Raw genomic sequence first — 16,645 nt, 5'->3', positions numbered from 1 at the left:
AGGCGCTGGTACGGGGCATTTCTCATCGTCGAGGTATCATAGAAAAGCGATTTGGATTCCTCCATTGACCACGGTCAATTTTCGAGACATTTCTTTTGCTCCGATGCGTCGGGCGCTGTGCAGTGCGGTACGCTTTTCCCATGTCGTCCATCGAAAATCATCCAGATAAAAACATCATCCGGGTTCAGCTCAGGCAGAACGTCGTTCTCAAGGAGATGAGCGAGAGCGCCAACGCCGAGCTGGAACAGCTCTTGTCCGTGGTGGAGTGCAACAAGGGTGACTACCTGTTGCACCAAGGCGTGCACGAGATGGAGCAGTACTTCATCCTCGATGGGGTCCTCAAGCGTGTGGTGACCAACAGCCAAGCCAAGGAAATGATCCTGCGGTTTGCGGCCGAGCGCGACATGGAAACCAGTTATGCCGCCTGGTGCCTGAAAACACCGACGCCTTACAGCATCGTGTCGGTGACCAAGGCGCGTGTGGCCAAGCTGCCGATGCCGCAGTGGATTGCCTTCATGGAGCAGCATCCGGAGGTGAAAAAACCCTTCGAGTACTACGTGATGAACCTCATGAGTGAAATCATGGCGCACACCATCACGCTGCACTTGTTGGATGCGCCGGGCCGGGTGCACCGCTTTATCCGCAAGCACGCGGAACTGTTCGACCGTATCCCCAAGAAGGAACTCGCGGCCTACCTGAACCTGTCGGCCGAGACGCTCAGCCGCCTCAAGCAGCGCGGCAAGATCTGAAAACAAAAAAGCCCCGGTTCTGTGATGCAGAACCAGGGCTTGAGGTCGTGGACCGTCAGGTCTTGGAGTAGGTGAAGGTACGCGAGGGTGACATCAGGCGCAGCTTGCTGTCCACACCGCTGACGCCGGCCACCTGAGCGGCGACCTGCTCGACTTCATTTTTTTCCGTCGGGTTCAGAACGATGCCGCTCAACTGGACACGTCCGTTGCGTGCCTCGATGGTGATGTTCACCTCCTGGGTCGGCTCATGGGTCTTGAGCGCGGCTCGCACGCGCGCGGCCAGCGTCATGTTGCCCAGCAGCTTGCGCGACTCTTCCGATTCCTGGAACTCCGGGCGGGTGGTGAGCTGACGGATCTGCTCGACACAGCTGTGAACCGAGAGGCGGTCGGTGTTGAGGACCAGGTCGTAGAGCACCGGGTCGCCCCAGGTCACGCCGAATTGCTGATGCATGCGGCTGGCGTGTGCGTGATCGCTGCGTCGAATTTCGTTCTCGGCGAATTCGCGATCGTCTGTTTCCAGGTTGTTCATCAGCCATTCGACACGCTTGCCGAACGAACGTGTGATGCGAACGCACACGACATGCTGCACCGGGCGCAACAGGCAGGTGGCGCCCCAGCCGCGCAGGACGACATTGCCCTTGTTGGCCAGTTCGAACATTTCCTCGGCACTGTAGAGCGCCACGCGCTCGGTGTCGGTGGTGACACGCTCGATGATGCCGGCCTTGCCTTCGCGCAGGCGGTTGATCAGGCTGGTGGAGACATGCATCTTTCCGGCCACATGGTCCACCACTTCGTGGCGCATCACGGCCAGGTTCATGCTGGCGGCCAGCTCCATGGCGACATCTTTGGAGAGTGAACCCATTTCCTGGGTCATTGCGATAACGGGCATGGTCTGTTTCTCCTTCAATCCACAGGCCGCTCGGCGGCGAATTCATCCTGCTTCGGTGGCTTGATCAGTGCGATCAGCTTGGAAATCAGCGGCCACAACAGCAGCACCAGAGCCAGGGTCGTGATCGAGCCGACCAGCGGGTTGGAGAACATGATCGACAACTCGCCTTGCGACACCAGCATGGCCTGACGGAACGAGTCTTCCGCCTTGTCCCCCAGGACCAGTGCCAGCACCAGCGGCGCAAGCGGGTAGTCGAGTTTCTTGAAGACATAACCGATCACACCGAACAGCAGCATGAACCAGATGTCGAGCATGGCGTTGTGCACGGTGTAGGCACCAATCGCGCAGATCACGATGATCACCGGTGCGATGATCGAGAACGGAATGCGCAGGATGGAGGCGAACAGCGGCACGGTGGTCAGCACCACCAGCAGACCGACCAGGTTGCCCAGGTACATGGAGGCGATCAGGCCCCAGACGAAGTCCTTCTGTTCGACGAACAGCAGCGGACCGGGTTGCAGGCCCCAGATCAGCAGGCCGCCCAGCAGCACAGCGGCCGTTGGCGAGCCGGGGATGCCCAGTGCCAGCATGGGCAGCAGGGCGCTGGTGCCGGCGGCGTGCGCTGCCGTTTCGGGCGCCACCACGCCTTCGAGCTGGCCAGTGCCGAACTTGGCGCCGTCCTTGGACATCTTCTTGGCGATGCCGTAGCTCATGAAGGATGCAGGGGTGGCACCGCCGGGGGTGATGCCCATCCAGATGCCGATCAGCGAGCCCCGGACCGAGGTGGCCCAGTACTTGGGAAGTTGCTTCCAGGTCTGCAGGACGACCTTGGGGTCGATCTTGGCGCTCTTGCCGGAGAAGGCCAGGCCTTCTTCCATGGACAGCAGGATCTCGCCAATCCCGAACAGGCCGATCACGGCAATCAGGAAGTCGAAGCCGCGCATCAGTTCATGCCAGCCGAAGGTCAGGCGCAGCTGGCCCGTGACGGTGTCCATACCGACGGCAGCCAGACCGAAGCCGATGCACATGGACGCCAGGATCTTGAACGGCGAGCCTTTGCCCATGCCGACGAAACTGCAGAAGGTCAGCAGATAGACAGAGAAGAACTCGGGTGGTCCGAACTTGAGCGCGAACTTGGCCACCAGCGGTGCCAGGAACGTGATCATGACCACGGCCACGAAAGCGCCGACAAAGGAAGAGGTGAAAGCACCAGTCAGCGCTTCACCCGCTCGGCCCTGTTGCGCCATGGGATAGCCATCGAATGTGGTGGCCACCGACCAGGGTTCTCCCGGGATGTTGAACAGCACCGAGGTGATGGCGCCGCCGAAGAGGGCACCCCAGTAGATGCAGGACAGCATGATGATGGCCGAGGTCGGGTTCATGCTGAAGGTCAGCGGCAGCAGGATGGCCACGCCATTGGCGCCGCCTAGTCCCGGCAGCACGCCGATCAGCACGCCGAGCACGATGCCCACCACCATCAGAAGAAAGTTCATGGGCGTCATGACGACGGCAAACCCATGAAACAGTGCGTTGAGTTCTTCCATTTTTTTGTCTCCGTAGTGCCGGACAGGTCCGTGCTCAATAACCCAGGAAGCTGAGCAGGTCGTAGGCGCCCTTGAACAGCGGCACTTTGAACCAGACCTCGAACATCATGAAAAACACGACGTTGACGACGAGTGCTGCCGTCACGCTCTTGATCCAGCTGAACTTGCCAAGGATGACCATGAACAACGCGATGTAGATCGCTGATGCGACGTAGATGCCGATCACCTGGATGGCGCCGACATAGACGGCAGCAGGGATGAGCACCGAAAAGACGCGACCCAGCTGTTCACGATCGACAAAGATTTCCGTGTTCTTCTCCTTGCCAGCGAGTGACTGGTACAGGATGCCCAAGGCCGAGATCACCAGGATCAGTCCGATGTAGAAGGGGAAATAACCGGAGCCGGGGCCGTCGGTGGTCCATTCGGAGCCGAGCTGGCGACTGCCGTAGATGATCACGCCGCCCAGGATCAGCACCAGGATGGCGACAATGGCGTCAACGGTGTGGGTGGCAAGCCCTGAGCGACTGTCTTCGTGTGAGTTCATGTTCGGGTCCATGACGAAAGTTTGGCGAAACGATATTTTTGGCCGGCACCTGTCCTGGAATGGCTGTCAGCATCAACTGACGCGCATTCCAAGCAGGTATGTGTCGGGGAAAACAGGCCCGGGAGTTGCCGGGCCATGGGTTTACTTGGCGAGGAAGCCAGCTTCCTTCATGAGCGTGCGGTGGGTTTCTTCGGCGGCGGTGAGCCACTTGTTGAAATCAGCACCGGTCATGAAGGTCTGGTTGAACGCGCCTTTTTCCATGTACTCCTTCCAGTCCGGTGTCTCGCGGACTTTCTTGAGCAGGTTCACGTAGTAGGCGAGCTGGTCGGCCGAGATGCCGGGGGCCGCGAAGATGCCGCGCAGCATCACGTAATCGGTCGGCACGCCAGCTTCCTTGCAGGTCGGGATGTCGTTCCACGACTGGGTGTCGGTGACCTTGGCTTTGTAAGGCATGCGGGTGTCGTCGAACACGCACAGGGCACGCAGTTTGCCGGCACGCCACTGGGCCACGGCCTCTGCCGGGTTGTTCACGCTGGAGTCGATGTGGCCGCCGACCAGCTGAACAGCCACTTCGCCGCCGCCTTTGAAGGGCACGTAGATGAACTTGGTGCCGGTTGCCTTTTCCATGCCGACGGTCAGGATCTGGTCTTCCTGCTTGGAGCCGGTGCCGCCCATCTTCATCTTGTTCGGGCCGGCGGCCTTGACGGCGTCGATGTACTCCTTGGCCGACTTGTAAGGCTTCTCGGCATTCGTCCACAGCACAAACTGGTCGAGCGCCATCATGGCCACGGGCGTCATTTCTTTCCAGTTGAAGGGCACGCCGGTGGCCAGCGGGGTGGTGAACAGGTTGGACAGCGTGATGATGATCTTGTGCGGGTCGCCCTTGGCCTCCTTGACGGAGAGGAAACCTTCTGCGCCGGCACCGCCGGATTTGTTCACGACGATCAGCGACTGGTTCATCAGCTTGTGCTTGACGATGATGCCTTGCATCAGGCGAGCCATCTGGTCTGCGCCACCACCGGTGCCTGCGGGCACGACAAACTCAACCGGCTTGGTGGGTTCCCAGGCGGCGTTTGCCGCTGTGGTGGCTGCCAGTGCCGCAATGGCAATCAACCCTGTGGCGGCCTTGACCAGGCTCGAACTCAACCTTGCATGTATGGCTTTGACCATGATGTCTCCTCGTTTAGTTAGTACTGTCAGGTTTCCATCTGTCTATCAATTCTCTTGCTGGAATCTCGCACAGGCAGATGGTGGAATTATTCGGAATAAATTCTCTTGATGGTGGTCAACTTTTCAAAAATTTGTGTCCAACCTAGGGTTTCCGTGAATGGGGGTAATGCTTATGCGTCAGCGTGGTGCGCGCGGTAGGCAACAAAGGCACTGGTCTGCAGTGATGCGTGCGAAAACGCATGACGTGTGCCATGCAGCTGTTCTGCAAGGTAGAGGGTATGACGGGGCTGCGTGCGTGACAGTGGCTTGATTCGCGCCCGACGGTGCGTCTGGCAGGAGCGCGTGTAGCGGGCATGTGTCGTGCCGAAGCCAAGGCCTGTGCATGCCGCTCCAGCGTGCCCTCGGTGCTGTGCTGGCCTTTGGCCTGTTGTGATCCTCGCCATCGTCGTCCTTTTTCTGACTCACCTCACGCCGCGTGTATCGCGGCGTGGTTCGAATCGTAAAAAAGGAGAGGGCGTATGTACAGTCAATTCAGCTGACTGTAATCATCACCTGGCTCTTATATGTCCAATGACGTGGCCGTCGCAGTCAGCCGGTGTTCGCGGGCGAAGTCCGCCGCACCCATCTTCTTGCCGCCGTCAGGGCGCAGCTTGAGCACTTCGATCTGGCCGCCTTGGGCATTGATGAAGATCGATGTTTCCGTGATCTGCACGATCTCACCGGGTTTGCCGCTGACGTCGGCAAAGCGCCGGGTCAGGTGCTTGCGGCAATCGAAGATCGAGACCCGGCTGCCGGCCAGTTCGGTCCAGGCACCGGGCGCCGGGTTGCAGGCGCGGATCAGGTTGTAGACCTGGTCGACGTGGTTGGCCCAGTTGATGCGGGCCTCATCGGCCTTGAACCAGCCTTCGTAACTGGCCTGGCTTTCGTCCTGCACGACTTCCTGGTGTTGGCCAGCCACCACCAGATCGGCGGCTTCCAGCAGGGCGGCCACACCCAGCGGGAACAGGGCATTGAAATAGACCTCGCCCAGGGTGGCGTCGGGGCCGATCGGGCAGGTTTTTTGCAGGATGACCGGACCCTCGTCCAGACCATCGGTGGGACGGAAGATGGTCAGGCCGGTTTCGCGGTCGCCGCGGGCAATCGGCCAGTTGATGGAGGAGGGGCCGCGGTAGCGGGGCAGCAAGGAGGGGTGGTACTGGATGGTGCCGTGCGTCGGAATGTTGGCAAACGACTGCGGCACGAACTGCAGCACGAAGGCCATGATGCCGATGTCAGCCCGCAACTCGCGCATGGCCTGCTCGGCTTCGGGGCTCTTGAGGCTGGCGAACTGGAACACCTTCAGGCCCAGCGCCTCGGCGGCGGCGCGCAGGGCGTCCGGTTTCTCGCCCGGCTTTTCCGGTTTGCAGAACACGCCGGCGATTTCGTCGCCGCGTGCCACAAAGGCCTCCAGTGCGGCCTTGCCAAAGTCCTGCTGGCCGATGAATGCGATTCTCATGAAGCGAGTCCCCTCTTGGAATTCTGTGGCGGCTGGATGCTGAACGCGCCGATTATCAACGCATCAGGAAGTAGGCGGCCAGCAAATAGAGCACCACGGCGAAGGCGCGCTTGAGCGGACGGATGTCCATGCTGTGCGCCGTGCGCGCACCCAGCGGCGCGGTGCTGATGCTGGCGGTGGCGATCACCAGCAGGCCGGGCACATACACATAACCAAAGGCACCGGGCGGCATGTCGGGCAGGGACTGGCCCGCCAGGATGTAACCCAGCGTGCCGGCCAGGGCGATCGGGAAACCCAGGGCGGCTGATGTGGCCACCGCCTGGTGGATCTTGATGTTGCACCAGGTCATGAACGGGACCGAGACGAAGGCGCCGCCGGCGCCCACCACGGAGGACAGCAGGCCGATCACACCGCCCATGCCGAACATGCCGGCCGGCCCGGGCAGGGTGCGTGTGGGCTTGGGCTTGCGGTCGAGGAACATCTGCGTGGCCGAGAAGGCGATGAAGAGCGAGAACACCATGCCCAGGACCTTGGTTGGCAGGGCCACTGCGATCTGCGCACCGATGAGCGAGCCCACCAGGATGCCCGGTGCCAGCACACGTGCCACCGGCCAGAGCACGGCGCCGCGCTTGTGGTGCGCGCGCACCGAGGAGAGTGAGGTGAAACAGATGGTGGCCAGCGAGGTGGCCACCGCCATCTTGACCACGTAGTCCGCCGGAAATCCCTGGGACTCCAGGATGATGGTCATGAAGGGCACCATGATCATGCCGCCGCCGATGCCCAGCAGGCCAGCCAGGAAGCCGGCACAGATGCCCATCAGGGCCAGTTCGATGATCAGTTGTGGTTCAAGAAACATCATGCGGTACGGACGGCTGGCGTTCGGTACGGGCAAGAGCAACCGCATGCAGCCGGGCTCAGGCACCCCGGCCCGGGACGTGTGGAGGGACTGGGAAAACGAAGCGCAAAGGTGTCTGCAAGTGCCGCCGGACCGGCATCCTGAACCGGGGTTCAGGTGGGCGAGGTCAGCGTTGGCTTTGGGTTCATCTGACGCGAGACGATCACGCTAGCCAGGCGATATTCCAAGCCCGGGCTCAATGAGCATTGGTTCAAGGAAATATAAAGCCCGGCGGCATTGCAGACAGGTGAATTGTAGTTCGCTTGGTGTGAGCTGTCAGATGGTGCGATGGAGGCGGTCTGGATGAGCAAACGGGGAACGCCTTGGAACCGGCTTTGCCGGGCCGCTGGCGTTGCCCCCTGCAAGGGGCTGAGGCCTGCGGCTCCTAGCCTGCCTGCGCAGGCTCGGACAGGCCGAAGAGCCACAGCCTCTGGCGCGGGCCTGTCTGGCGTAGCGACACGCAGTGCGCGAAGCCTGGGGGTGTTTCAGATCAGGCGGCCATCTTCGCCCAGTACGGCGTCGAGGCGTTGCAATAGCGCGGCAATGGCGTCATCCGGGTGGGCTGCTGTGTGTGTCGCGGCGGTCGCCGTTGGCGCGGGAGCAGGGGCGGCAGACGTGGTGGTAGCAGGCGCCGCTGCCACCGGCGCGCTGGCGCGTTCCGACAGGTCGAACGCCAGGTTCAGCGATGCGAGCACGGCAATGCGGTCACGCGCCTTGACCTTGCCGCTGTCGCGGATCTTGCACATGGCGCTGTCGACGCGCTCGACGGCATCGAGCAGACGGGCTTCGCCGCCTTCGGGGCAACCGAGCAGATAGCTCTGCCCCATGATCTGGACTTCGAGTTGTTTCATGCCGTGTTCTTGTTCGAATCGGCGCCGACGGCCTCCGGCAGACGCTCCAGCAGGGCATCCACACGGGCGCGCGCAGCGCTCAGGCGCGACTTGAGCGAGTCACGTTCACTGGTGAGGGCGTCGACCTGTGCGGCCAGCAGGGCGTTGGTGCGTTGCAACTCCTCGTGGCGCACCAGCAGGCGCTCCACGCGCTCGATCAGTTGCTCGATTTGGGGCGGGTTCGACATAGATCAAGGGATTGTAGGCTCAGCGCAAGCGGCCTGACGTAAAATCCTGCCCGTTGGTGCTCGCGGTGTGGTTCACACGCCGCAGTTCAACGGGAAGCAGGAGGGAGAGCCGGCCACGGCAAACCTAACCTGCGCTGCCCCCGCAACGGTAAGTGGACGAATCGCTCGCGATTCCGCTTTCATCAAACAGCCACTGGATGCGTGAACCAAGCATCCGGGAAGGCGATGAAGGTTGTTTCCATCAGCCCGGATACCGGCCAATACGGTGGTTGTGCGCTTGGCGCATAGCCGTGACGTCCATGCCCTGGCGGGGAAGCCGGGGAGGGCATCCATGTTCTTCTGTTCTCATGACAACTGTTCTCATCGCGAAGCGGCTCGCCTGGCTGGCGTTGGCTGCATCCGCCGCATTTTCTTCGCTCATTTCCCATTCACAGACCCGCAGCAGCACGCTGGCGGAAACCATGGTGACAGCCACCCGCACCGAGCAACCGCTGGCCGATCTGGTGGCCGATGTCACGGTCATTGACCGCGACCAGATCGAACGCAGCGGCGCCACCGGCATCGGCGACGTGCTGGTGCGCGTGCCCGGCGTCGAGATGGCGCGCAACGGCGGCCCGGGCGGTTCCACCAGCCTCTATCTGCGCGGCGCGGAGACGCGTTTCACCGCCGTTTTCGTCGATGGCGTGCGCGTCGATTCCCAGTCCACCGGCGGCGCCAGCTGGGAGGCGATCCCGTTGCCGCAGATCGACCGGATCGAGATCGTGCGCGGCCCGGCCAGCGCGGTCTACGGCTCCGATGCCTTGGGCGGCGTGGTCCAGATCTTCACGCGCAAAGGGCAGGGGCCGTTCACGCCTTTTGCCGGCGTTGGCCTGGGCACCTACGGTACGCGCAAATGGGAGGCCGGCTTCAGCGGGACCCAGGGCCAGGTCGATTACGCCTTCAGCCTGGCGCGCGAGGCCAGCAGCGGCTTCAACGTACGTCTGCTGCCGGCGCCGCCCACCAAGCCCTACAACCAGGACGACGACGGCTACACCAGCGAATCGGTCAGCGGCCGGATGGGCTGGCAGCTCAACGATGCGCACCGTCTCGAGGCCAGCGTGCTGTCGAGCAACACGGATGCGCAGTACGACAGCGCCAACACGGCACCCAGATCCACGTACGACGACCATGCCTTGCATTTGCTGCAAACCAAGGGCCTGAACTGGCGCGCCAGATGGAGCGACCGCTACAGCACGCTGGTCAGCCTGACCGAATCGCGCGACCAGTACGAGACCCGGCCGACGGGCCTGGCGTCGACCTACCTGACGATGACGCGGCTCAATGGTTATCTCTGGCAGAACGAGTGGCGCGTCGGTGCCCATCAACTGACGGCCGTACTGGAGCGCCGGGCCGATTATCTGGAGAACGGCCTGACGGTCAACCCCCGCACCGCCATCGTGCGCGACCGCTCGCAGGACGCCTTGGCGCTGGGTTATGGCTGGCGCCAGCAGCAGCATTCGCTGCAACTGAATGCGCGCCACGACCAGGACAGCGAATTCGGCGGCAAGGACACCGGCAGCGCCGCCTACGCCTATGCACTGACGTCGCAATGGCGTGCCACCGCGTCGGTCGGCACGGCGTTCCGGGCGCCGACCCTGTACCAGCGCTTCAGCATCTACGGCCTGGCCGGGCTGCAGCCGGAAAGCAGCACCAACCAGGAAGTGGGTTTGCGTTTCGCACAGGGCACGAGCCAGTTCGACTGGGTGTTCTATCGCAACCTGGTCAGCAACCTGATCACGTACTCCAACTCGGCGACCGGCTGTGCCAACGGCACCGGCTGCTACGTCAGCACGGCACAGGCCGAATACGCCGGCATGACCGTGTCGCTCAGGCAGCGCGTGGCCGACGTTAATCTGCAAGCCTCGCTCGACGTGCAGAACCCGCGTGACAGCATCACCGGCAAGCCGCTGGGGCGCCGGGCTTTCCAGCACGCCAATCTGGCCGCTGATACCCGCTGGGGCCGCTGGATGGTCGGCGGCAATCTGCAGTTGTCGGGCGATCGCTACGACGATCCGGCCAACAACACGATTCTGCTGCCCGGTTATGCCTTGGCCAGCCTTTTCGCCAGTACCCGGATCGAGAAGGACTGGACGGTGCTGGCCCGCATCGACAACCTGACCGACACCCCCTACCAGCTCGCCAGCGGCTACGCCACGAGCGGGCGCAGCCTGTACGTCGCCCTGAAATGGGCGCCGCTGCGCTAGCCATCCCGTGAACCTGCCTGCGACTACCATACACCGCACCATGAACCAGCCCGCATCTTCCATTGCCTGCCCCGCCATCCTCGTTGCGGCCCCGGCCTCCGGCCAGGGCAAGACCACGGTGACCGCGGCGCTGGCACGCCTGCATGCGCGCCAGGGGCGGCGCGTGCGCGTGTTCAAGTGCGGGCCGGATTTTCTCGACCCGTTCTGGCACACCCTGGCCAGCGGCGCACCGGTGCACCAGCTCGATCTGTGGATGACCGGCGAGGCCGACTGTCGTGCCCGCCTGCATGCGGCGGCGCAGGAGGCCGACCTGATCATCGTCGAGGGGGTGATGGGCCTGTTTGACGGGGAACCCAGCGCGGCCGATCTGGCGCAGCGCTTTGGCCTGCCCATCTTGGCGGTGGTCGATGCCTCGTCCATGGCCGGCACCTTCGGCGCGCTGGCCTATGGCCTGCAGCATTACCGCGAAGGTCTGCGCCTGGCCGGCGTGCTGGCCAACCGCGTGGCCAGCGAACGCCATGCCGACATGCTGCAGGGCAGCTTGCGCGAGCCAGACCAGTGGCTTGGCGCGCTGATGCGCAACCCGGCGTTGACGCTGCCTGAGCGTCACCTGGGCCTGGTAGCGGCCACCGAGTTGAGCGATGCGATGGAGCGGCTCGATGCCGCCGCCGATGCGCTGGTCGACACCCCGCTGGGCCGCATGGGCACGGCCGAGCTGCAGCGCTGGATCGTGAACTTCCCCGCGGCGGATGCCGTGTCGCGCAGCCAGCCGTTGCTGGGCAAGACGGTGGCGGTGGCGATGGATAAGGCCTTCTGCTTCATCTATGCCGCCAACATCGAGTGCCTGCAGGCGCTCGGTGCCCTGGTGACGTATTTCTCGCCGCTGGCGGACCGCGCCTTGCCGGCCTGCGATGCGGTCTGGCTGCCCGGCGGTTACCCCGAGCTGCACGCCGAGCGCCTGAGTGCCAACTACGCGCTGCGCGACAGCCTTCGTGCCCACGTGGCGCAGGGCAAGCCGGTGTGGGCCGAGTGCGGCGGCATGATGGTGCTCTTTGATGAACTGGTGGACAAGGACGGCCAGCGTCACATCATGTGGGGCCTGCTGCCGGGCAAGGTGACCATGCAGAAACGGCTGGCTGGCCTGGGGTCGCAGCAACTGCTGATCGATGGTGAGCAACTGCGTGGCCACACCTTTCATTACTCCACCAGCGACACGCCGCTGCTGCCGCTGGTCCGCACCTCGCGGCCCGAAGGCAATGCCACGGCGCAGGATGGCGAGGCGGTTTATGTGCAGAGCTCGGTGGGCGCGAGCTACTTCCACGCCTGGTTCCCGTCGAGCCCGGCCCTGGTGGCGCGCCTGTTCAGCCAGGGTTTGCAGCGCGTGCCGCAGGAGCTGAGTGCATGAGTCTGATGGCCGTCAGCACGCTCGGCCCGCAACGCATCGTCTGCCTGACCGAGGAGACGACGGAATGGCTTTACCTGCTGGGCGAGGAGCGCCGCATCGTCGGCATTTCGGGTTACACCGTGCGGCCGCGCCGGGCACGCGAGGAAAAACCCAAGGTCAGTGCCTTCCTCAACGCCCGCATCGAGTCCATCGTGGCACTGCAGCCGGACTGCGTGTTCGGCTTTTCCGATCTGCAGGCCGACATCGCCGCCGAACTGATCCGCCGTGGCATCCCCATCACGGTGTTCAACCAGCGCAGCGTGGCCGAGATCTTTTCCATGCTGTACCAGGTGGCGGCCATGGTGGGGGCGGCCGAGCGTGGGCTGGCACTGATCCACGACATGCAGGCGAAGCTGGATGCGATCCGGCAGGCGGCGGCCCAGTTGCCGCGCCGCCCGCGCATCTACTTCGAGGAATGGGACGAACCGCACATCAGCGCCATCCGCTGGGTGTCGGAACTGATGGGCATTGCCGGTGGCGACGACATCTTTCCCGAACTGGCGACGCAGGCCATGGGCAAGCAGCGCATCATTGCCGACCCCGCCGAGATCGTGCGCCGCAACCCGGACATCATCATCGGTTCCTGGTGCGGCAAGAAGTTCCGCGCCGAGAAGGTGGCGGCGCGCGCTGGTTGGCAGGACGTCAACGCAGTGAAGCATGGCCAGCTGTTCGAGATCAAGTCGGCCGACATCCTGCAACCCGGCCCGGCCGCGCTGACCGACGGCGTCGAACAACTGCACCACATCATCAAGCAATGGAGCCAGACCCATGGTTGACGCACTGTCCATTGCCCGTAGCGAGCTGATCCTAGGCGGCCAGAAGAGCGGCAAGTCGCGTCGCGCCGAATGGCTGGCGAAGACGTGGCTGGCCGCATCGCCACAACACAAGGCCACGCTGATCGCCACCGGTCAGGCCTGGGACGAGGAGATGCACCAGCGCATCGCCCGCCACCAGCGCGAACGTGCCGAGCGCGTGCCCGGCCTGCAGACGCTGGAAGAGCCGCGCTTACTGGCAGAGGCCATTGCCGAGCACAGCCACCCCGACAACTTGCTGGTGGTGGACTGCCTGACGCTATGGTTGACCAACTGGCTGATGCCGTTTGAGCTTCCGGTGGATGAAAATTTTGAGTCAAATCGACCTCCAGCCCCCGATGCGTCTGCGCCCATAGCTATGCTTTTAGGAGCAATTCGCAGCGCCCCGGGGCCGCTGGTGCTGGTGGGTAACGAGATCGGCCTGGGCGTGATTCCCCTGGGGCGCGAAGTGCGGGCCTTTGTTGATGCGCTGGGCCGCCTGAACCAGGACGTGGCGCAGGCCTGCGCGCGCGTCACGCTGATGGCCGCCGGCCTGCCGCTGACCTTGAAGGGGACGGCATGAAACATCTTCTGCTTTGGGTGCTGGTGTGGCTCTGCTGGCCGGCCCTGGCCTTGCAGATCACCGACGACCGCGGCACACAGGTCACGCTGCCCAAGCCGCCGCAGCGCATCGTCAGCCTGTTACCTTCGCTGACCGAAACCGTGTGCGAGCTTGGCCAGTGCCAGCGCCTGGTCGGGGTGGACCGTTATTCCAATTACCCGGCCAGCGTGCGTGCCTTGCCGCAGGTTGGCGGCGGGCTGGACCCCAACATCGAGGCCATCGTCGCGCTCAAGCCCGACCTGGTGCTGATGTCGGTCTCGTCGCGCGCCAGCGAGCGGCTCGAAGCGCTGGGCCTCAAGGTGGCCGCGCTGGAGACCAAGAGCCATGCCGACGTGCAACGTGTGCTGGAGCGGGTGGGCGTTCTGCTGGCGGTCAACGACGCGCAGCGTGTCTGGCGCCACATCGATGCCGGCGTGTCGGCGGCGGCGCAGTCGCTGCCGGCGCAGGCGAAGAACCTGCGCATCTATTTCGAAGTCAACCGCGGCCCCTATGCGGCTGGCGAGTCGTCCTTCATCGGCGAGACGCTGACACGCCTGGGCGTGAAGAACGTTGTGCCCACCAGTCTGGGGCCGTTCCCCAAACTCAACCCCGAGTACGTGGTGCGTGCCAACCCGGATGTGATCATGATCAGCCAGCGCAACGTGCCCGGCCTGCCGCAGCGCCCGGGTTGGGCCGGCATCCGCGCCGTGCGCGAGCAGCGCATCTGCATTTTCCCGGCCGAGCAGGCCGACGTGCTGATCCGCCCCGGCCCGCGCATGGCTGAAGGTGCGCGTCTGATGGCCCAGTGCCTGGCCGACAAGGGGGGCGCACGATGAACGCCGCCGTGACCGTGCAGCAGCGCCGCGCCACCTTGTGGGGCGTGGTGCTGGCCTTGCTGGCCGTTGCCGGTGTGCTGCTGGGCGCCGGTGTCGGCAGCACCGGTTTCGAGAACGTGACCCAGGCGCTGCACGACCCGGTGGCCTGGCAGATCGTGTGGGACATCCGCCTGCCGCGCACGCTGGGCGCCTGGCTGGCCGGTGCGCTGCTGGGCCTGGCCGGCGCGGTGGCGCAGGGCCTGTTCCGCAATCCGCTGGCCGACCCGTATCTGTTGGGCAGCGCCTCCGGCGCTTCGCTCGGTGTGGCCATCGCTTTGGCCCTGTTCGGTGTCTCGCCGCTGGCCACGCACTGGCTGGTGCGCCTGGGGCTGACCGGTGCCGCCTTCGTCGGCGCCGTGGGCGCGGTGCTGCTCACGCTGGTGCTGGCGCGTGGCGTGCAGCACACTTTGCGCCTGCTGCTGGCCGGCGTCATCGTCGGTGTGGTGCTCGGCGCCCTGAGCTCGCTCACCATGTTGCTGGTGCCCGAGGTGCTGCAGGCCATGCAGGCCTTTCTGCTTGGCAGCACCGGTTATGTGGGCTGGAGCGCCTGCGTGCTGATGGCCGTCGTCTGGGGCCTGTGCATGGTGCTGGCCTGGAGTTTGAGCCGCGTGCTCGACGGCCTGACCTTGGGCGAAGCCACCGCCGCCAGCCTGGGCCTGAAGCTGGCACCGCTGCGCGCCGCGCTGATCGCGCTGCTGGCGCTGGCCACCGGCACGGCGGTGGCGCAGACCGGGCTGATCGCCTTCGTCGGCCTGGCCGCGCCGCACCTGGTGCGCTCGCTGGTCAAGACCACGCACGGCCGTCTCACCTTCCTGGCCAGCCTGATGGGCGGCGTGCTGCTGATGGCGGCCGACCTGCTGGCAAGGGGGCTGATTGCGCCGGCTGAATTGCCGGTGGGTGTGCTGACCGCGGTGCTGGGCGGCGGCTACCTGCTGTGGCTGATGCACCGGCAAAACCAGCGGGGTCGGATGTTATGAACCAAAGTGCCATTTGCGCGCAAGCCATCCGGGCCAGCCTGGGCAACGTCGAGGTCCTGCACGGCATCGACCTGGATTTGCCCGTGGGGCGCTGGACCAGCATCGTCGGCCCCAATGGCGCCGGCAAGTCCACGCTGCTCAAGGCACTGGCCGGCCTGTTGCCGCACACCGGCGAGGTGGCTTTGCTGGGTTGCCCCGACGGGCATTTCAACGCGCGCAAAAAGGCACGGCACCTGGCCTGGCTGGGCCAGAACGAAAGCAGCGCCGACGACCTGACCGCCTACGACGTCGCCTTGCTGGGCCGCCTGCCGCACCAGCCCTGGCTGGCACCACCCAGCGTGGCCGACCATGCCGCGGTGGAACAGGCGCTGCGCGCCACCCAGGCCTGGGACTGGCGCGAACGCCCCCTGAGCCATCTCTCCGGCGGCGAGCGCCAGCGCGTGCTGCTGGCACGTGCGCTGGCGGTGCAGGCCGAAGTGCTGCTGATGGACGAGCCACTGGCCAACCTCGACCCGCCGCACCAGGTGGACTGGCTGCTGCTGGTGCGTGAACTCGTCAAAAACGGCAAGACCGTGGTCAGCGTGCTGCACGAGCTGTCGCTGGCGCTGCAGGCCGACGAGCTGGTCATCATGGCCGCCGGCCGCGTGGCGCACCACGGCGCCTGCGCTGATGCGGCCACCCACCGCGCACTGGAGCAGGTGTTCGACAACCGCATCCACATCCAACAGGTAGCGGGGCAATGGCTCTCGCTGCCCAAACTCTCATAACCGGACAGACCATGGAAATCGAAGCTCCCCCGACCGAAAAGCGCTACGACAAACCTGAAGGCGAACGCCGTGGCCTCGTCATCGTCAATACCGGCGACGGCAAGGGCAAGAGCACGGCCGCCTTCGGCCTGGCGCTGCGCGCGCACGGCCGCGGCAAGAAAGTCAAGATCTACCAGTTCATGAAGGTGCCGACGGCACGCTTCGGCGAACACCGCATGTTCGAGCAGCTCGGCATCCCGATCGAAGGGCTGGGCGACGGCTTCAGCTGGAAGAGCCAGGACCTGGAGCACTCGGCGCAACTGGCACGCGACGGCTGGGAACGCGCCAAGGCCAGTATCCTGGGCGGCGAGTATTTCATGGTCACGCTCGACGAGATCACCTACCCGCTGATCTACGGCTGGCTTCCGCTCGATGACGTGCTGGCGACGCTGCGCGCGCGGCCGAAGGACGTGCACGTGGTGCTGACCGGCCGCCGCTGCCCGCCCGAGATCATCGAGCTGGCCGACACCGTGACCGAAATGACACTCATCAAACACGCGTTCAAGGCCGGCATCCCGGCACAACGCGGCATTGAAGACTAGCC

17 protein-coding genes and 1 riboswitch are annotated in these 16,645 nt (G+C 64.4%); of the genes, 9 read left to right on the top strand and 8 right to left on the bottom strand.

Annotated elements, in window-relative coordinates; genetic code table 11:
• The first annotated feature begins 140 nt into the window (after positions 1–140).
• Positions 141–749 carry a Crp/Fnr family transcriptional regulator gene (locus tag CDE01S_RS09465; protein ID WP_066706424.1) on the top strand — a complete coding sequence of 203 codons (609 nt, stop codon included), beginning with the start codon at positions 141–143 and terminating at the stop codon, positions 747–749.
• A gap of 55 nt (positions 750–804) precedes the next feature.
• On the opposite strand, the gene CDE01S_RS09460 is transcribed toward CDE01S_RS09465, so the two are convergent.
• The 8 genes from CDE01S_RS09460 to CDE01S_RS09425 all read right to left on the bottom strand — a co-directional run bounded on the left by CDE01S_RS09460 (position 805) and on the right by CDE01S_RS09425 (position 8,364).
• Positions 805–1,638, bottom strand: a complete 834-nt coding sequence (locus tag CDE01S_RS09460) for a cytidylate kinase family protein (RefSeq protein WP_066706467.1) — start codon at positions 1,636–1,638, stop codon at positions 805–807.
• 14 nt (positions 1,639–1,652) lie between these two features.
• Complete coding sequence (locus tag CDE01S_RS09455) at positions 1,653–3,182, bottom strand: tripartite tricarboxylate transporter permease (RefSeq protein ID WP_066706421.1); 1,530 nt, start codon at positions 3,180–3,182, stop codon at positions 1,653–1,655.
• Positions 3,183–3,216: 34 nt separating this feature from the next.
• The gene (locus tag CDE01S_RS09450) at positions 3,217–3,738 is read right to left on the bottom strand and encodes a tripartite tricarboxylate transporter TctB family protein (protein ID WP_066706419.1); all 522 of its coding nucleotides are present in this window, start codon (positions 3,736–3,738) and stop codon (positions 3,217–3,219) included.
• A gap of 129 nt (positions 3,739–3,867) precedes the next feature.
• Entirely contained in the window at positions 3,868–4,896 is a 1,029-nt protein-coding gene (locus CDE01S_RS09445) for a Bug family tripartite tricarboxylate transporter substrate binding protein (protein ID WP_066706416.1), read from the bottom strand.
• A gap of 559 nt (positions 4,897–5,455) precedes the next feature.
• Positions 5,456–6,391, bottom strand: a complete 936-nt coding sequence (locus tag CDE01S_RS09440; RefSeq protein WP_066706413.1) for a methionyl-tRNA formyltransferase — start codon at positions 6,389–6,391, stop codon at positions 5,456–5,458.
• Positions 6,392–6,446: 55 nt separating this feature from the next.
• Positions 6,447–7,247 carry a sulfite exporter TauE/SafE family protein gene (locus tag CDE01S_RS09435; protein WP_066706465.1) on the bottom strand — a complete coding sequence of 267 codons (801 nt, stop codon included), beginning with the start codon at positions 7,245–7,247 and terminating at the stop codon, positions 6,447–6,449.
• A 524-nt stretch (positions 7,248–7,771) separates the two neighbouring features.
• Positions 7,772–8,137: a cell division protein ZapA gene (locus CDE01S_RS09430; RefSeq protein WP_066706404.1), complete on the bottom strand. Its 366-nt coding sequence runs from the start codon at positions 8,135–8,137 to the stop codon at positions 7,772–7,774.
• Positions 8,134–8,364: a cell division protein ZapB gene (locus tag CDE01S_RS09425; protein WP_066706401.1), complete on the bottom strand. Its 231-nt coding sequence runs from the start codon at positions 8,362–8,364 to the stop codon at positions 8,134–8,136. The genes CDE01S_RS09430 and CDE01S_RS09425 overlap by 4 nt, the downstream gene beginning before the upstream one ends.
• Before the next feature lie 37 nt (positions 8,365–8,401).
• A riboswitch (cobalamin riboswitch) is annotated at positions 8,402–8,640 on the top strand.
• Between the two features lie 71 nt (positions 8,641–8,711).
• Between CDE01S_RS09425 and CDE01S_RS09420 the strand changes: the two genes are divergently transcribed.
• Genes CDE01S_RS09420 through cobO form a run of 8 tightly spaced genes read left to right on the top strand, consistent with a single transcriptional unit; the run spans position 8,712 to position 16,643 of the window.
• Complete coding sequence (locus CDE01S_RS09420; RefSeq protein ID WP_084382827.1) at positions 8,712–10,607, top strand: TonB-dependent receptor domain-containing protein; 1,896 nt, start codon at positions 8,712–8,714, stop codon at positions 10,605–10,607.
• A gap of 40 nt (positions 10,608–10,647) precedes the next feature.
• On the top strand, positions 10,648–12,012 hold the full coding sequence (locus tag CDE01S_RS09415) for a cobyrinic acid a,c-diamide synthase CobB (protein ID WP_066706396.1): 1,365 nt from the start codon (positions 10,648–10,650) through the stop codon (positions 12,010–12,012).
• A gap of 5 nt (positions 12,013–12,017) precedes the next feature.
• Positions 12,018–12,827, top strand: a complete 810-nt coding sequence (locus CDE01S_RS09410; RefSeq protein ID WP_066706464.1) for a cobalamin-binding protein — start codon at positions 12,018–12,020, stop codon at positions 12,825–12,827.
• Complete coding sequence (locus CDE01S_RS09405; RefSeq protein WP_066706393.1) at positions 12,820–13,425, top strand: bifunctional adenosylcobinamide kinase/adenosylcobinamide-phosphate guanylyltransferase; 606 nt, start codon at positions 12,820–12,822, stop codon at positions 13,423–13,425. Before CDE01S_RS09410 ends, CDE01S_RS09405 begins: the two co-directional genes overlap by 8 nt.
• Positions 13,422–14,279, top strand: coding sequence for an ABC transporter substrate-binding protein (locus CDE01S_RS09400; RefSeq protein WP_066706391.1), 858 nt, complete (start codon positions 13,422–13,424; stop codon positions 14,277–14,279). Before CDE01S_RS09405 ends, CDE01S_RS09400 begins: the two co-directional genes overlap by 4 nt.
• Positions 14,276–15,295 (top strand): FecCD family ABC transporter permease, encoded by a 1,020-nt coding sequence (locus CDE01S_RS09395; RefSeq protein WP_066706389.1) that lies wholly within the window; start codon positions 14,276–14,278, stop codon positions 15,293–15,295. Before CDE01S_RS09400 ends, CDE01S_RS09395 begins: the two co-directional genes overlap by 4 nt.
• A complete protein-coding gene (locus CDE01S_RS09390) occupies positions 15,292–16,062 on the top strand; it encodes an ABC transporter ATP-binding protein (protein WP_066706387.1) in 771 nt (256 codons plus the stop codon). Before CDE01S_RS09395 ends, CDE01S_RS09390 begins: the two co-directional genes overlap by 4 nt.
• A gap of 11 nt (positions 16,063–16,073) precedes the next feature.
• Positions 16,074–16,643: a cob(I)yrinic acid a,c-diamide adenosyltransferase gene (cobO, locus tag CDE01S_RS09385; protein ID WP_066706384.1), complete on the top strand. Its 570-nt coding sequence runs from the start codon at positions 16,074–16,076 to the stop codon at positions 16,641–16,643.
• The last annotated feature ends 2 nt before the right edge of the window (positions 16,644–16,645 follow it).

The sequence above is a fragment of the Curvibacter delicatus NBRC 14919 genome (assembly GCF_001592265.1).
Lineage (GTDB): Bacteria > Pseudomonadota > Gammaproteobacteria > Burkholderiales > Burkholderiaceae_C > Hylemonella > Hylemonella delicata.
This window is presented reverse-complemented; position numbering and strand designations above follow the sequence as displayed.

Coding starts and splice junctions, on each gene's coding strand:
- cobO (WP_066706384.1), top strand. CDS start 16,074: ATGGAAATCGAAGCTCCCCCGACCGAAAAGCGCTACGACAAACCTGAA.
- CDE01S_RS09445 (WP_066706416.1), bottom strand. CDS start 4,896: ATGGTCAAAGCCATACATGCAAGGTTGAGTTCGAGCCTGGTCAAGGCC.
- CDE01S_RS09465 (WP_066706424.1), top strand. CDS start 141: ATGTCGTCCATCGAAAATCATCCAGATAAAAACATCATCCGGGTTCAG.
- CDE01S_RS09390 (WP_066706387.1), top strand. CDS start 15,292: ATGAACCAAAGTGCCATTTGCGCGCAAGCCATCCGGGCCAGCCTGGGC.
- CDE01S_RS09440 (WP_066706413.1), bottom strand. CDS start 6,391: ATGAGAATCGCATTCATCGGCCAGCAGGACTTTGGCAAGGCCGCACTG.
- CDE01S_RS09405 (WP_066706393.1), top strand. CDS start 12,820: ATGGTTGACGCACTGTCCATTGCCCGTAGCGAGCTGATCCTAGGCGGC.
- CDE01S_RS09425 (WP_066706401.1), bottom strand. CDS start 8,364: ATGTCGAACCCGCCCCAAATCGAGCAACTGATCGAGCGCGTGGAGCGC.
- CDE01S_RS09435 (WP_066706465.1), bottom strand. CDS start 7,247: ATGTTTCTTGAACCACAACTGATCATCGAACTGGCCCTGATGGGCATC.
- CDE01S_RS09430 (WP_066706404.1), bottom strand. CDS start 8,137: ATGAAACAACTCGAAGTCCAGATCATGGGGCAGAGCTATCTGCTCGGT.
- CDE01S_RS09460 (WP_066706467.1), bottom strand. CDS start 1,638: ATGCCCGTTATCGCAATGACCCAGGAAATGGGTTCACTCTCCAAAGAT.
- CDE01S_RS09395 (WP_066706389.1), top strand. CDS start 14,276: ATGAACGCCGCCGTGACCGTGCAGCAGCGCCGCGCCACCTTGTGGGGC.
- CDE01S_RS09420 (WP_084382827.1), top strand. CDS start 8,712: ATGACAACTGTTCTCATCGCGAAGCGGCTCGCCTGGCTGGCGTTGGCT.
- CDE01S_RS09415 (WP_066706396.1), top strand. CDS start 10,648: ATGAACCAGCCCGCATCTTCCATTGCCTGCCCCGCCATCCTCGTTGCG.
- CDE01S_RS09410 (WP_066706464.1), top strand. CDS start 12,018: ATGGCCGTCAGCACGCTCGGCCCGCAACGCATCGTCTGCCTGACCGAG.
- CDE01S_RS09450 (WP_066706419.1), bottom strand. CDS start 3,738: ATGGACCCGAACATGAACTCACACGAAGACAGTCGCTCAGGGCTTGCC.
- CDE01S_RS09400 (WP_066706391.1), top strand. CDS start 13,422: ATGAAACATCTTCTGCTTTGGGTGCTGGTGTGGCTCTGCTGGCCGGCC.
- CDE01S_RS09455 (WP_066706421.1), bottom strand. CDS start 3,182: ATGGAAGAACTCAACGCACTGTTTCATGGGTTTGCCGTCGTCATGACG.